At 71.0% G+C, this 14,562-nt stretch carries 15 protein-coding genes; 8 read left to right on the forward strand and 7 right to left on the reverse strand.

The features are described 5' to 3' along the window. Positions 1–2 precede the first annotated feature (2 nt). Positions 3–899, forward strand: coding sequence for a MurR/RpiR family transcriptional regulator (locus KME78_RS42300; RefSeq protein ID WP_219535160.1), 897 nt, complete (start codon positions 3–5; stop codon positions 897–899). A gap of 6 nt (positions 900–905) precedes the next feature. On the opposite strand, the gene KME78_RS42305 is transcribed toward KME78_RS42300, so the two are convergent. Beyond that, positions 906–2,942, reverse strand: coding sequence for a spermine/spermidine synthase domain-containing protein (locus KME78_RS42305; protein ID WP_219535161.1), 2,037 nt, complete (start codon positions 2,940–2,942; stop codon positions 906–908). Positions 2,943–3,125: 183 nt separating this feature from the next. Between KME78_RS42305 and KME78_RS42310 the strand changes: the two genes are divergently transcribed. Next, positions 3,126–4,490 carry a S8 family peptidase gene (locus KME78_RS42310; RefSeq protein WP_219535162.1) on the forward strand — a complete coding sequence of 455 codons (1,365 nt, stop codon included), beginning with the start codon at positions 3,126–3,128 and terminating at the stop codon, positions 4,488–4,490. Between the two features lie 53 nt (positions 4,491–4,543). Here KME78_RS42310 and KME78_RS42315 read toward each other — a convergent pair whose 3' ends face one another. Both KME78_RS42315 and KME78_RS42320 read right to left on the reverse strand, forming a co-directional pair. Beyond that, the gene (locus tag KME78_RS42315; protein ID WP_219535163.1) at positions 4,544–5,269 is read right to left on the reverse strand and encodes an ABC transporter permease; all 726 of its coding nucleotides are present in this window, start codon (positions 5,267–5,269) and stop codon (positions 4,544–4,546) included. Then, on the reverse strand, positions 5,269–6,009 hold the full coding sequence (locus tag KME78_RS42320; RefSeq protein WP_219535164.1) for an ABC transporter ATP-binding protein: 741 nt from the start codon (positions 6,007–6,009) through the stop codon (positions 5,269–5,271). Before KME78_RS42320 ends, KME78_RS42315 begins: the two co-directional genes overlap by 1 nt. 67 nt (positions 6,010–6,076) lie before the next feature. Here KME78_RS42320 and KME78_RS42325 point away from each other — a divergent pair, with 67 nt between their 5' ends. Continuing rightward, positions 6,077–6,775, forward strand: coding sequence for a TetR/AcrR family transcriptional regulator (locus KME78_RS42325; protein WP_219535165.1), 699 nt, complete (start codon positions 6,077–6,079; stop codon positions 6,773–6,775). On the opposite strand, the gene KME78_RS42330 is transcribed toward KME78_RS42325, so the two are convergent. Next, positions 6,710–7,015 (reverse strand): DUF4190 domain-containing protein, encoded by a 306-nt coding sequence (locus KME78_RS42330; RefSeq protein WP_219535166.1) that lies wholly within the window; start codon positions 7,013–7,015, stop codon positions 6,710–6,712. The two genes, KME78_RS42325 and KME78_RS42330, sit on opposite strands and share 66 nt — an antisense overlap. A 92-nt stretch (positions 7,016–7,107) precedes the next feature. On the opposite strand from KME78_RS42330, the gene KME78_RS42335 reads away from it, so the two are divergent. Together KME78_RS42335 and KME78_RS42340 are read left to right on the forward strand one after the other, a co-directional pair. After that, the gene (locus tag KME78_RS42335; protein WP_219535167.1) at positions 7,108–7,584 is read left to right on the forward strand and encodes a nitroreductase family deazaflavin-dependent oxidoreductase; all 477 of its coding nucleotides are present in this window, start codon (positions 7,108–7,110) and stop codon (positions 7,582–7,584) included. A gap of 54 nt (positions 7,585–7,638) precedes the next feature. Next, the gene (locus KME78_RS42340) at positions 7,639–8,430 is read left to right on the forward strand and encodes an ion transporter (protein WP_219535168.1); all 792 of its coding nucleotides are present in this window, start codon (positions 7,639–7,641) and stop codon (positions 8,428–8,430) included. A 24-nt stretch (positions 8,431–8,454) separates the two neighbouring features. On the opposite strand, the gene KME78_RS42345 is transcribed toward KME78_RS42340, so the two are convergent. Together KME78_RS42345 and rpsD are read right to left on the reverse strand one after the other, a co-directional pair. Next, complete coding sequence (locus KME78_RS42345) at positions 8,455–9,675, reverse strand: low temperature requirement protein A (protein WP_219535169.1); 1,221 nt, start codon at positions 9,673–9,675, stop codon at positions 8,455–8,457. A 2-nt stretch (positions 9,676–9,677) separates the two neighbouring features. After that, complete coding sequence (gene rpsD / locus KME78_RS42350) at positions 9,678–10,292, reverse strand: 30S ribosomal protein S4 (RefSeq protein ID WP_219535293.1); 615 nt, start codon at positions 10,290–10,292, stop codon at positions 9,678–9,680. A 76-nt stretch (positions 10,293–10,368) separates the two neighbouring features. Between rpsD and KME78_RS42355 the strand changes: the two genes are divergently transcribed. Together KME78_RS42355 and KME78_RS42360 are read left to right on the forward strand one after the other, a co-directional pair. After that, the gene (locus KME78_RS42355) at positions 10,369–11,070 is read left to right on the forward strand and encodes a DUF2470 domain-containing protein (RefSeq protein ID WP_219535170.1); all 702 of its coding nucleotides are present in this window, start codon (positions 10,369–10,371) and stop codon (positions 11,068–11,070) included. Between the two features lie 89 nt (positions 11,071–11,159). Then, positions 11,160–11,669 (forward strand): hypothetical protein, encoded by a 510-nt coding sequence (locus KME78_RS42360; RefSeq protein ID WP_219535171.1) that lies wholly within the window; start codon positions 11,160–11,162, stop codon positions 11,667–11,669. An 84-nt stretch (positions 11,670–11,753) separates the two neighbouring features. Here the strand turns inward: KME78_RS42360 and KME78_RS42365 are convergent, their stop codons facing one another. Beyond that, the gene (locus KME78_RS42365) at positions 11,754–12,944 is read right to left on the reverse strand and encodes an ROK family transcriptional regulator (protein ID WP_219535172.1); all 1,191 of its coding nucleotides are present in this window, start codon (positions 12,942–12,944) and stop codon (positions 11,754–11,756) included. 142 nt (positions 12,945–13,086) lie between these two features. Here KME78_RS42365 and zwf point away from each other — a divergent pair, with 142 nt between their 5' ends. Next, the gene (gene zwf / locus KME78_RS42370; RefSeq protein WP_308127339.1) at positions 13,087–14,562 is read left to right on the forward strand and encodes a glucose-6-phosphate dehydrogenase; all 1,476 of its coding nucleotides are present in this window, start codon (positions 13,087–13,089) and stop codon (positions 14,560–14,562) included.

Raw genomic sequence — 14,562 nt, forward strand, 5'->3', positions numbered from 1 at the left:
ACGTGACAGAGGACGCCGCCGACAGCTTCCAGGACTGGCTGCGCGAGCGGGCGCCCGAGCGCGGGCTGCGCCCCAAGTCGGCCGCGGTGCTGCGGATGCTGCTGTCGCAGCCGCGACGGGCGTCGTTCGGCTCGGCCGCGGAGCTGGCCCAGCTCGCGGGCGTGAACGTGGCGACCGTGACCCGCACCGCGCAGGCACTGGGCTTCGCCGGGTGGCCGGCGCTCCAGCAGGAGCTGCGCGCCCGCTACCTGTCCTCGCTGAGCGCGCCCCAGGTCGCCGCCGAGCACAGCGGTGAGGGCTCGCCCAGCTCCCGATCGCTCCGGCACGACCTGGACAGCCTCGCGCAGCTGAGCAGGCGCCTGGACGAGGACGCGCTGCGTACCATCGCCGAGGCCGTCGCCGCCGCGAGACGCACGGTGATCATCGCGGACGGCAGCTACGCGGCGGTCGGCATCGCGCTCGCGCACAACGCCCGGCTGGCCGGATACCCCGTCGCGGCGATCACCAGCGGCGACGCCGAGCTCGCGAACTCCGTCGCGGCGATCGGCCCGGGCGACGTGCTGATCGCCATCAGCTTCTGGCGGCTGTACGAGAGCACCGTGCTGGCGGCCAACGAGGCGCGGGCCCGCGGCGCCCGCGTCTTCGCCCTGACGGACGTGGCCGTCCCCGCCCTGGCGAACCCGGCCGAGGAGGTGGTGATGGTCCCGGCCGAGGGGGTGGCGTTCTTCCCGTCACTGACCGCCGGCATGGCCGTCGCACAGGCGCTGGTCACACAGCTCGCCACCGTGGATCCGGCCCGGACGAGCGCGTCCATCGAGAAGGCCGAGGCCATGTGGTCGAAGTTCGGCCTGCTGCACCGCCGCCCCGCCCCGCCCGCCCCCGGCGACGAACCCGGCTGACCGTCGTTACGTCACCGCCGCCTTGCGCGGCAGCAGGAGGAAGGCGCCCAGGTACAGCACGGCGGCCACGATGAGCAGGCCCTTGTAGCCGATCACCAGCGCCAGGTACTCCAGGCAGCCGCCCACCATGGCCCCCAGCAGGTTCGCGCCGAAGGACGTCGTGGCGTCCGCCGAGTCCGAGAAGCGTTTGGCGAAGACCACGTTCGCCGCGAAGATCGGCAGGAACGCCACCGTCACCGCCGCCACCGCCCGCAACGGGAGCGGCAGCGACAGCAGCCACGTGTTCGGCACCAGCCAGGCCAGCAGCAGCCCGCCGAACAGCACCGCGTACATGACCGGCAGCGGCGGGGTGCGGAAGCGGCGGGTGATCTCGACCGCGGCGAGCACGGCGACCAGCACCCCGGCGAACACGATCGCGTTGACCACCCACGTCGTGCCGAACAGCAGCGCGAAGCCCGTCACGCTCTTGGTCTCCAGCAGCAGGAACGCCACCCCGAGCAGGAACAGGTCGGCGTACGGGCGCATCCGCCGGTAGGGGCCGGCCACGACGCGGACGGCGATCAGGCTGACCGCGAGGATCAGGCCGAGCGTGATGAGGTAGAGCGACGGGATGTCGCCGTCCTTCAGGTAGAGGAACGGCCGGTCGTCGCCGGTCGGCGGCGGCGTGCCGGCCGCGGCGCCCGCCCACTCCCCCGCGCACCGCTGCGCGGCCGGCGTCGCGCCCGCCGTGATCACGGCCTGCTGGCCCGCCGTGCTGACCACGTCGACGCACGGCTTGTGCCCGAAGGCGTTCTGCATGGTCGAGGCGAGCCGGTCGACGAGCCAGCTCTCGCGGTAGTAGTTGTACATCGAGAAGGTTCCGGTGGGCTTGAGGTGCGCGCGGGCGGCCCGCATGGCCTCCTCGGTGAACAGGTAGCTCTCCAGCCGCAGCGAGCTGGCCCCGGACACGAGCGTGAGCGAGTCGGGCAGGGCGAACAGGATCAGGTCGTACTTGTCGCCGGTGCGTTCCAGGAAGGCGCGGCCGTCGGTGACGTGGGTGGTCACCCGGGGGTCGTCGTAGGGCCGGTCGGGATGCAGGGAACCGCCCAGTTCGCGAAGCTTGGGGTCGATCTCGACGGCGTCGACGTGGGCGGCGCCCTTGGACAGGGCGATCGCCACGTCCGTGCCGCTGCCCGCGCCGACGATGAGCACGTCCTTGGGCGGCGTGCTCGCCCGCTCGTACGGCAGGCCGTACTGGCGCTCCCACTGCAGCCGGGCGGCGGCGGGCACGGCCTGCTGGTGCGGGATGCCGTTCACGGAGATGTCGGTGACGGGCACGCCGAGCTGCAGGAACTGCTTGTAGGTGACCTTGTAGTAGGGCGACCAGAACGCCCCGGCGGTCAGCGTCTCGGCCAGCAGCAGCCCCACGACCGCCAGCGACGGCACGGTGACGAGCCCGAGGTAGATCACCCGCGGCCGGGGCACCAGCAGCACCCCGTAGGCGATGGCCGCGATCAGCCCCCAGAACACCGGCGGCGCGCTCAGGAACGACAGCGCGGTGAACAGCGCGATCCCCGAGAGGCTGCCGATCAGGTCATAGCGGTAGGCCTCCAGGCGGGGCAGCTCGGGAAAGCAGCGCCCGACCAGCTCGGCCGGGCCCATGAGCACCAGCGCGGCCGCGCCGAAGATCACCGGCAGGATCAGCCACGCGGGCGGTCCCGTGGTCGACAGGCTGGTCCAGTACAGGACGCCCTCGGTGTTGCGGTCGACGGTCACGGGGAAGGTCAGCACGATGAAGACCAGGCCGAACAGGATGACCGGCGAGTAGTACGGCTGCCGCCGCGCCCGCCCCACGCGCAGGAACCCCAGGCCGATGCCGAGGAACGAGCCGAGCAGCACGAAATTGGTGAAATAGCTGAGATGCACGATGTTCGAGCCGGTCCACCGGATCAGCGCCAGCTCCAGGAACAGCATGAACCCGCTGGCGAGAATGAGCCTCGGTCGCACCGCAAGCCAGTGGCCGCCGTCCTCGCCTGCGACCGTCTTCTGTTCCTGGAGCGTCATGCCGCCTCACGCTAGTGAACGAACGGGGATCAAGGAAGCCTGGCAGCGGGAATGAATATCGTCCCCTTGGCCCTTTTTACGGCATTTCAGCAGGTCAAAGCCTATGAGATGCGCTGGACACGCCCGGACAGATGAAGGAATCTTGGGAGGTTCAATTCCCTCCGAACATCCCGGTGGTGCCCCATGCGCGTTCTGATCCAGCTGCGCCCCTCCCCCGATCTGGTCACGGCCGTCGCCGATCCCGGCCAGACCGCCACCACTGCCGACGTCGCGGACGGACTGCCCGGAGTCGAGCTCGACACCGCCTTCACGCCCGTGGCGCTGCCCCGGCCGGTCCCCGCGGCCGGCGGCGACCCGCTGTCGCTCAACCAGCCGCTGGACTTCTCCCTGGCCGCCGAGGACGCCTCGGTGCTGGTCCGCGGCACGATCTCGGACGACGAGCTGACGACCCGCGTGGCCCTCCTGCCCACCCTCCGGCCCGACGTCGTCGGCGTCTACTCCGATCCGGTCGTCGAGTCCTCGCTCACCTGCGGCGGCGACGCGCCCTTCGGCGACTGGCATGACGTCGAACGGCTGCTCAACGTCCCCGGGCTGCACGCCGAGGGGCTCGACGGCACGGGGGTGACCCTGGCCGTGCTCGACACCGGCATCAACGCCGCGCACGTCGCCCGCCAGCTCGGCCGGGGCGTCACGCTCGACGCCCAGCGGAGCTGGAACCCCGCGGGCGTCGACGGCCGGCCGGGCGAGTTCGAGGTCGACCACGGCACGATGTGCGCCTTCGACACCCTCATCGGCGCGCCGCAGGCGTCACTGATCGACATCCCGGTGCTGCGCTCCACCCGTCCAGGGGGCACGGCGCTGGACGGGCTGCTGTCGGACGCCGTGGCCGCGTTCGCGCACCTGCGCCTGGTGCTCGCCCTGCAGCCCGAGGCGTCGAGAGCGCTGGTGATCAACAGCTCGTGGGGGTCGTTCTCCCCCGAATGGGACTTCCCGGTCGGCCATCCGGGCAACTATTCGGACAACGCGGCGCACCCGTTCAACCTGATGGTCGCCAGCCTCGACAACGCGGGCGCAGACGTGCTGTTCGCGGCGGGCAACTGCGGGCGCGAGTGCAGGGACGGCCGGTGCGCCTACCCGAACCGGCCGATCGCCGGCGCCAACTCACATCCCCGGGTCCTGTCGATCGGCGGCGTCGACGTGAGCGGCAAACGGGTCGGCTACTCCTCGCAGGGGCCGGGACGGCTGACCGCCCGCAAGCCCGACATCTGCGCCTACACCCACTTCTCCGGGTCCAAGGCGTTCGGCGACACCGAGCCCGACTCGGGCACGTCGGCCGCGACCCCGGTCGCCGCCGGGCTGGTCGCGGCGATCCGTACGCTCTGGCCGGCCTCGCGGCTGCGGCCCGCGCAGCTGCGCGCCCTGCTCCGCCGTACGGGTGAGGACCGCAGTGAGGTGGGGTTCGACTACGACTACGGCTACGGGATCGTCGACACCGCCGGGATCATCGCCGCGCTCCAGCGCCGGGCCCGGGCGTGTCCTGACGCCTAGCGGATCGAGGCGGCGAGCGCGGTTGTGGCCGCGCCCGCCGCCCGGCGCGGTGTCTAGGCGTTCTCCCGGTTGAAGACCCGTGTCCCGATCGTGACGCTGACCAGGGCGAAGACCACGGTCACCGCCACGCCGACGCCGACCGTGCCGGTGGCGTAGTGCCCGGCGAACAGGTCGCGCAGCGCCTCCAGGACGTAGCGGAACGGGCTGATGTGCGAGAGCGCGTCCAGCCAGCCGGGCGCCATCGACATGGGCAGGAACGCGCCCGACAGCAGGACCAGCGGCACCACCACGGTGCTCATCACCGGCGCGAAGAGCTGGTCGCTGAGCGTCAGCGCGATCGCGTACGACAACGCCGCCAGGCTGAGCCCGAGCACGATCACCAGGACGAGCCCGGCCAGCACCCCGGCGGCCGGGGCACGCAGGCCGAAGGCGTAGCCGACCGCGACCAGCAGCACGGTCTGCAGGATGAGCGTGACCGCGTTGTTGAGCACCCGGCCGAGCAGCAGAGCCAGGCGGCTGGCCGGGGTGACGCGCATCCGTTCGAGCACGCCCGAGCGTTTCTCGAAGACCACCCCGAACCCGGCCATGCCCGTGCTCATCAGGCCGAGCTGGACGATCAGGCCGGGCACCAGCGTCTCCCAGGTGCCGATCGTGGCGAAGATCGGCCCGAACAGCACGAGGAAGAGCAGCGGCTGGATGACCCCGAAGATGAGGGCGACCTTCTGCCGCAACGTGAGGCGGAAGTGGTAGCGGAACAGCAGATAGGTGTCGCGCGGCATCAGACGCCCGCCTCCTCGCGCAGGGACCTGCCGGTGATGTCCAGGAACACGTCATCGAGCGTGCGCCCGCCGGTCTTGAGCTCGGCCGGGGCGCCCTCGGCCACGATGCGGCCGTGATCGATGATCAGCAGCCGGTCGCACAGTGCGTCGGCCTCGTCGAGGTAGTGCGTGGTCAGGAAGACCGTCACGCCGTGCTCGGCGCGCAGCGCCCGGATGTGCTCCCACAGGTTGGCCCGGCTCTGCGGGTCGAGCCCGGTCGTCGGCTCGTCCAGGAAGAGCAGCGCCGGCCGGTGCAGCAGACCGAACGCGATGTCGAAGCGGCGGCTCTGACCGCCCGACAGTGCGGCCCCCGGCCGCGTCTCCAGGCCCTTCAGGTCGAGCTGGGCCAGCACCTCGCTCACCCGGGTGCCGGCCTCGGCGCGGGGCAGGCCGTACAGCATGGCCTGGAGTTCGAGTTCCTCGCCGAGCGGCGCGAACGGGCTGATCCCGCCGCTCTGCGACACGTAGCCGATGCGGCGCCGCACCTCGCGGGCGTCGGCCAGCAGGTCATGGCCCGCCACCGTGGCGGTGCCCGACGTGGGCCGGAGCAGTGTGGTCAGCATGCGCATGGTCGTGGTCTTGCCGGCGCCGTTGGGGCCGAGGAACCCGACGATCTCGCCTGCCGCCACCGATATGTCCACGCCTTTGACGGCTTCCACGCCGCCTTCGAAGGTCTTGCTCAGACCTGCGGTCTTGATCATTTTCATCGCCTCCAAAAATAGAGTAACCACAAGTTTGGTGCGACTGCAATATTGGTAGCATGGAGGCATGGAAGAGGGGCTGCGCGAGCGGAAGAAGCGTGAGACCAGGCAGCGCATCGCCGACGTGGCGATGGGGTTGTTCATGATCCACGGGTTCGACAACGTCACCGTCGCGCAGGTGGCGCGGGCCGCCGACGTGTCGGTCAACACGGTGTTCAACTACTTCGGCACCAAGGAGGACCTGTTCGCCGACCGGCAGAACGAGGTGGTGGACCTGTCGAGCAAGGTGGTGCGTGAGCGGCGGCCCGGCGAGAGCATCGTGGCCGCCTTCCGGCGCGACTTCGTCGACGCGCTCGAGACCGGCGACTGGCGCTACGGGATGAACGAGGGCGCCGAGGTGTTCGGCCGGGTGGTCGAGGAGAGCCCGGCGCTGATCGCCAGGATGCGCGAGGTGGAGAACCTGTCCGGCGCCAACCTGGCGGCCGTCATCGCCGAGGAGACCGGCGCCGGGCCCGACGACCTCACGCCGCAGCTCGTGGCGGACCAGATCCTGAGCACGACGCGGCTGCTGGCCCGGCACGCGATACGGCGCAAGATGGCGGGCGAGCAGTGGCCGCAGATCTGGGCGGACGTACGCGCGCAGGCGGCAGGGGCGTTCGACCTGCTGGAGTCGGGGATCGGCGGCTACGGCCGCCGATCGCTACTGGCTGAGGCTGCTCAGCAGGGCGAATCCGCCGAAGAGCACGACGAAGCCGAGCGTCGCTAGGAACAGGCACGTGCTGACGATGCCGCAGACGCGCCCGGCCTGCACCATGCCGCGGTTCTCATAGACATAGCCGCTGTTGTCGATCTCCCGCAGCGCCTTGTTGCCCATCGCCCAGGCGAACGGGCCGAGGATCGAGCAGATGACCAGGCTGAGGATGCCCATCACCAGGATCGAGGTGCCGTTGGGATGGGTCTGAGGTGGCGGCCCGTAATAGGAGGGACCGTAGTTGGGATAGGACATCGGTGCTCGCCCCCGCTTGTCGTTTCAGCGGCTTTTTATACCACAGGCCGACCCCGGGCCGCAGTTGACCAAACGCTTGCTACACTCGCCGCATGCTCCGGGTTCTGAGGCTCTTCCTACAACGGCTGGCGGCGGCCGAGTGGTTCATGAGAGCCGGCCCCAAGTTCATGCCGCAGCTCGATCGGACCGTGCACCGGCTCACCAGGGGACGACTGCTCAGCAACAACCCGGTCATCCCCACGCTGGTCCTGGTCACCACGGGCGCCAAGTCCGGCCTGCCGCGCAGCTCGCCGCTCGCCTGCCTGCCCGAGCCCGACGGCACCCTCCTGGTGGTGGGCAGCAACTTCGGCCAGGCGCACCACCCGGCGTGGAGCGGCAACCTGCTCAAGACGCCCACGGCCACGGTGAGTTTCAGGGGTCACGACTTCCCCGTCACCGCCGCGCTGCTGACCGGCGCCGAGCGGGCGGCCGCGTGGCCGTCCCTGATCGAGCGGTGGCCGCTCTTCGACCGCTACACGGAGAAGTCCGGACGGGAGCTGCGGGTCTTCCGGCTGACGCCAACGCGCTGATCAGCCTGCGTCATCATGGTGGGGCAACTTTTCCCTCCTGAGGAGCCCCTTCCCGTGCGTGAACGCGCCCGAGCCTTTATCGAGCACCCCCGCTTCCAGCAGTTCATCGTCGGCGTCATCGTGCTCAACGCGGCCACACTCGGCCTCGAAACCGTGCCCGCCGTGGTCGAGCACTACGGTCACCTGCTGACCGCGGTCGATCATGTGGCGCTCTACGTCTTCGTGGCCGAACTGGCCGCGAAGATCTACGTCGAGCGGTCGCGCTTCCCGCGCGATCCGTGGAACATCTTCGACACCGTCATCGTGGGGGTCGCCCTGGCCCCCTTCGCGGGCGGCCTGTCGGTCCTGCGCTCGCTGCGCATCCTGCGGGCGCTGCGCCTGCTGTCGGTGGTGCCCAGCCTGCGCCGGGTCGTCTCGGCCCTGCTGCGCGCGATGCCCGGCATGAGCTCGATCGTGCTGCTGCTCTCCCTGGTCCTGTACGTGGCCGCCGTCATGGCCACCAAGTTGTACGGGGACACGGCGCCGACCCGCTTCGGCAGCCTGCCCACCTCGCTGTTCACCCTCTACCAGACGATGACGGGCGACGACTGGGGCAACATCGCGAGAGAGGTGATGCGCAACCACCCCAGCGCCTGGGTCTTCTTCACGATCTTCATCCTGGTCTGCACGTTCGTCGTGCTCAACCTGTTCATGGCGGTCGTGGTGAGCGCGATGGACGAGGAGTCGGCCGCCGAGCGCGCGGAGCAGCACGACGACAACGCGGCCTCGACCGAGCTGATCCTGTCCGAGCTGACGGCGCTCCGCAAAGAGATCGCCGAGCTGCGCGAGCAGAAGGTGCTCGACTAGAGCCGCCGGCGCGCCTGGAAGGCCTCACACGCTATCGGTCCGGGCGATCACGGCCGCCTTGGGCTTGTAGGCCACCCGCCAGAGGGTGACGGCCAGCAGCAGCGCCACCACGCTCCACGCCGGCACCAGCCCCGCGAGTCCGGCGATCGCCGGCGGCAGCACGATCGAGGGCACGGCCCAGCCCCAGATCCAGCGGCGTCCGGCGCCGCTGGCCAGGCCGAGCACGGTGGAGGCGGCGAAGTAGATGGCCAGGCCGCCGCACAGCACCCACTGGACGCCGCCGTGCAGGTGCTCGGCGGGCTCGGCGGCCACCGCGCCGAGCCCCGCCGCCGTCGCGATGATGCCCGCCGTCATGGCGTAGTGCGCGGGCAGCGCGACGAACGGCTTGAGCCCCCGCTCGTGGATCTCGGGCACGGCGCTCAGGCCGTACTGGAGGGTGAGCCACCACAGCGACACGATCAGCCCGAAACCGGCCACGGCGGCCAGGCCGAGATAGCGGTCCCAGCTGAGCCCCGAGGAGGCCATCACGACCTGCATGACCGCCTCGCCCAGCACGATGATCACGAACAGCCCGAGCCGCTCGCCGAGGTGGCCAGGGTCGAGCACGGCGGCCTTCGGCTCCTCCAGGTAGCGCGCCTCCAAGAGCCGCCCGGACCTGGCGGCCCGGCGCAGCTCGCGCGCCCTGAGCCGCCCCGCCTGCGCCTTGAGCTCGCTGACCAGGCGTTCCGGCCGCCGGCTCTGCGCGATGGAGAAGGCGATGTCGAGCGCGATGCCGATACCCCACAGGTAGTAGCGCCACTCGTCGTCCATCCCGAGCGAGGCGATCCACGGCGTGATGCCCGCGCCGAGCTGGGCCGCGGGCCAGGAGGTCATCACCGTGCCGGCCGCCTGGATCGACCGGGAGGCGCTCATCCGGCAGGTGACGTAGGCGGCGATGAACCACTCGTCGTGCGTGCCGACACCGGGGATCGCGTGCGCGACGTCGGGGGCCGCCGCCGCCATGACCGCGATGCCGAACATCCCGATCAGCATGCTGCGCAGGTGCGTCTTCTCGGCGCGGACGTTGGAGTAGAGCGTCAGGGACGTCCAGACGCTCCACACCGCGTAGTAGAGGATGGCGAATAACGCCACGTCACCCCAGGTCGGATGCTGGAGGCGGTGCGCCAGCTGCGCGACCGCCACCACCACGACGAGGTCGAAGAACAATTCCAGCCAGCTGGCGTGCCGCTCACCCGCATCACTCACGGCTAACGAGAATAGAACTCCACGACCAACTGCTCGTCCACCGGGACGTTGATCTGCTCGCGCAGGGGCCTGCTGACCAGCGTGAACCGCAAATCAGAGTGGTCGACGGAGAGATAGGGCGCGATCCGCTCGTCGGCGTGCACGCCCTCCTTGGCGGCCACGAACGGCTGCATCCCGCGCGAGCGCTGCCGCACGCTGACGACCTGGCCGGGCTTGACCAGATAGCTGGGGATGTCCACCTTGCGGCCGTCGACGGCGATGTGGCCGTGGTTGACGTACTGCCTGGCCGCGTAGATCGACGGCGCCAGCCCGGCGCGCAGCACCAGGGAGGCCAGGCGGGTCTCCAGTAGCGCGACCAGCTCGGCGCCCGACGCGCCCGGCTTGCGCAGGGCGAGGTCCCAGTAGCGGCGCAGCTGCCGCTCCGACACGTCGTAGTACCAGCGCAGCTTCTGCTTCTCCAGCAGCCGCATCCCGTAGTCGCCGGAGTTGCGGCGGTTGGTCTTACGGCCGTGCTCGCCCGGCGGGTAGGGGCGCTGCTCGAAATAGCGGACGGCCTTCTTGGTCAGCGGGACGCCCGCGCGACGTGACAGTCGCACCTTCGGACCGGTGTAGCGCACGTTCACCTCATGTGATTAGGTAGTCCTTACTTAGGCAAGGCTAACCTACTGCTGGCTGTGATCTCAAGGAGGCGCCATGCTCACGATCCCCGAGCGGATCCGCACCCTCGCCGCGTCGGCGAGCGTCGCCCGGCTGTCCGTCGACGGCACCCCCTCGCCCGCCCGCGGCGGGGTCGACGAGCGTGGCCGCCCGGTGCTGCTGGTGCGGCCGGGCGAGGCGCTGCACGGGCTGCGCGACGACGCCGTCGTGGCGGTGAACCTGACCGCCATGCGCGTGCTCGGCCAGGTGGAGCATCCACGCGGGCTGATCGAGGTGCAGGGGTGGGCGCAGGCCGTACCCGAGAGTGAGGCGCGCGGGGCCGCCGTCGCGGTCGCGGCGCACACCGCCGACGAGGCCCTGTTCGACGCGCTGGAGAGGTACGGCCGGCCGGACGCGCCGCGGCTGCTGCGGCTCGACGTCGGCCAGGTGGTGTACCTGACCGGGCGCGACTCCGGGGTGCTGGACGCCGACGACTATCTCGAAGCCACCCCCGATCCGCTGGCCGCCACCGCCGAGCGCGTGCTGGCCCACGTCAACGCATCGCACCGGGCCCAGCTCACGGGCGGGGTGTCCAAGGCCCTGGGCGAGGACGCCGGTGACGTGTGGCTGTGGGAGCTGGACCGCTACGGCGCGACGGTCCGCGTGGACGACCAGCTCCTGCGCTTCCCCTGGCCGACGCCCGCGCACACCGCGCTCTGCCTGGAGACGGCGCTGCGCGGCCTGCTGTGCGCGTGCTGATCGTCACGGGTCCGCGCGCCGCGGGAACTTGATCACGATTCGCTGGGAGTCGCCCGGGATCGGGCGCCGGATCACTATCATCGGCGCCTGTGGATCATACAGAGCGGCGCAGGCGGATTCTGATGGTCACCGGATTACTGGCCGGTGGCCTGATGCTGGCCATCGCGGCGATCCTGGTCGGCGGCGCCTTCACCGGCACGCAGCTCACCATGGCCAGCCTGCCCGACCACGGCCACCCGGGCCCGCACCGGCGCGAGCCGGGGGTGATCGAGTCGAAGCTGGCCCGCTACCGCGTCCCGGTCACGCGTCCGGTCCGCACCACACAGCCCTCCACGAATCCCACGCCCACCCTCCGCACCAGGAAGACCGTCAAGGCCACGCCGACGGCCACCCCCGCCTCCACCCGGCCCACCGGCACCCGGGTGAGCCCCAGCAGCGGCCTGTCACCGGCTCCGTCGCCCCATCGCGGCGCCAGGCCCACTCCGCTCGTGCTGTCCGAGGCGGCCACGGGACGCACTCCGCCGCCGAGCAGCACTCCGCAGAGCCAGAGCCCGTCGCCGCGCAAGACGAAGAAACGCTGGCCCGGCAAGCGCCCTTGACGCCGCGCCGAGATGAACCGGTCTTTGCCTCTTCGCGGCGCTGGGACCGCAACCCAGTCGCGGCGGTCAGCCCGGCGCTGACCGTCAGGAGCTGACTTTGAGGCGGGTGATCATGCTGTCGTCGACGGCGTCGGGCGAGAGCACGTGGTCGAGGACCATGACCGCGCACCCGCTGATGCCCGCCCCGGCCCCCAGCCTGCTGGGCTCGATGCGGAGCCGGCGGGTGGCCAGCGCGGTGGAGCGGCGGTAGACGACCTCGCGGATGCTCGACACCAGTGGCCCGAACGCCTCGGCCACGTCGCCGCCGAGCACCAGGACCGCCGGGTTGAGGATGTTGACGGCGCTGGCCAGGACCTCGCCGATCCGGCGGCCCGCCTCGCGGACGATCGCCATCGTCTCGGCGTCTCCGGCGCGCACCAGGCTGGTCACGTCGGCGATGGTCTTGACGTCCTTGCCCGCGGCCCGCAGGTCGCGCAGCAGCGCGGTGCCGCTGGCGACGGAGTCGACGCAGTCGGTGTTGCCGCAGCGGCAGAGCACGCCGCCGCCCTCGCGTACCGGGATGTGCCCGATCTCGCCCGCCGCGCCGAGCGCGCCGCGCAGGATCTCGCCGCCCGCGATGACACCCGCGCCGATCCGGGTGGACACCTTGACGAACATCAGGTCGTCGAGCTCGGGATAGGCGCCCCGATGCTCGCCGATGGCCAGCAGGTTGACGTCGTTGTCGATCAGTACGGGCACCGGGAAGCGCTCGTGGACCAGCGGCGGGATCACCACGCCCGTCCACGAGGCCATCACCCTGGCGCTCTCCGTGCGTCCCTGCGCGAACTCGACCGTGGCGGGCACGCCCATGCCCACACCGCGCAGCAGTGAGCGCGGCCGGTCGCCGAGCAGTTCGTCCCAGGTGTCCATGACGAGCGGCAGCACCACGTCGGGGCCCTGCTCGACGTCGATGGCGAAGTCGCGGCCCGCCAGCTCGCGGCCCGCGAGGTCGCAGACCGCCACCCGGGTACGGCTGGCACCCAGGGCGGCCACCAGCACCACGCCGCCCGAGGCGTTGAACTCCAGCCGGACCGGCGGCCGGCCGCCGGTGGACGGCGCGTCGGCCCGCTCCACGACCAGGCCGCGCTCCAGCAGCTCGCCGACGCGCAGTTGCACCGCGGGGCGGGACAGGCCGGTCACCCGGCCGAGGTCCGCCCGGGTCACCGCCTCACCGGTGCGGATGAGGCGGAGCACCTCGCCACTCGTGGCGAGGGTCGCGGCGGTACGTCGAGGCATCCGCCAAGTGAATCACAGGAGGTTAGGTAATGAAAAGTCATGACTTTTGCATCTCAAATAGCAAAACTACGCTTGCACACGTACGCAACTCTGGCTAGTGTCCGTTCTGTCCCTGCTTGGCTGATCATCGGAGTTCCCAGCCGTGTCCCCCACCTCAGCTCCCACCGCCGCTTACACCGCCGACCTCGTCGTCTTCGGCGGAACCGGCGACCTGTCCATGCGCAAACTGCTCCCGGCGCTGTACCACAGCGACGTGGAGGGCCGCCTCTCCCCCGAGACGCGGATCATCGCCATGTCCAGGGGCGGGCTGACCGACGAGGACTTCCGCGGCAAGGTGGACGCCGAGGTACGCGACCAGGTCCCGGCCGACCCCGGCGCGTGGCAGCGCTTCCTCGGCCGCCTGCACCACGTGTCCGTCGACGTGGGCGGCGAGAACCGGTCCGGCTGGAGCGCGCTGACCGCGCTGCTGGGCGGGCACGAGCAGCGCGACCGGGTGTTCTACCTGGCCAGCCCGCCGATGACGTTCGGCCCGTTCTGCCGCGACCTGGACAAGGCCGGCCTGGTGACGCCGCGCTCGCGGGTGGTGCTGGAGAAGCCGCTCGGGCGTGACGGGGCCAGCGCGCAGCGGATCAACGAGGAGGTCGGCGCCATCTTCGACGAGGCGCAGATCTTCCGCATCGACCACTACCTGGGCAAGGAGACCGTGCAGAACCTGCTCGTGCTCCGCTTCGCCAATGCCTTCCTCGAGCCGATCTGGAACTCCCTCTGGATCGACCACGTGCAGATCACCGCCGCCGAGACCGTCGGCACCCCCGGCCGGCGCGGCTACTACGACCAGGCCGGCGCGCTGCGCGACATGGTGCAGAACCACCTGCTCCAGCTCCTCTGCATGACCGCGATGGAGCCGCCGGCCCGCAACGACCGCGAGGCGATCCGCGACGAGAAGGTGAAGGTGCTCCAGGCGCTGCGGCCCATCACCGGCACCGAGGTCGACCGCTTCACCGTGCGCGGCCAGTACACCGAGGCGGACGGGATGCCCGGCTACCTGGACGAGCCCGGCTCCACCGCGCCCACCGAGGCCTCGCGCCGGGTGGAGACGTTCACCGCGATCCGCGCCGAGGTCAAGAACTGGCGGTGGGCCGGAGTGCCGTTCTACCTGCGCACCGGCAAGCGGCTGCCGCGCCGGGCGTCGGAGATCGTGGTGCAGTTCAAGGACGTGCCGCACTCCATCTTCCCCGGCGGCTCGCCGAACCGCCTCGTCCTGCGGCTGCAGCCGGAAGAGGGCATCGAGCTGCACATCATGGCCAAGGAGCCGGGAGCGGGCGAGGTGGCGCTCAAGCCGGTGCCGCTGAGCCTCAGCTTCGGCAAGACGTTCACCGCGCGCGTTCCCGAGGCCTACGAACGGCTGCTCACGGACGTGCTGGCGGGCAACCCGACGCTGTTCATGCGGCGTGACGAGGTGGCCGCCGCCTGGCAGTGGATCGACCCGATCCTGGCCTCCTGGGAGTCGTCGGCCGAGCTGCCCGAGCCCTACCCCGCCGGGTCCACCGGTCCCGCGGGCGCCCACGAACTGCTCGCCCGCAGCGGCCGCGTGTGGCACGAAGAGGACCAGGCGTGA

The organism is Nonomuraea guangzhouensis (genome assembly GCF_019396345.1).
GTDB classification, from domain to species: Bacteria; Actinomycetota; Actinomycetes; order Streptosporangiales; family Streptosporangiaceae; genus Nonomuraea; species Nonomuraea guangzhouensis.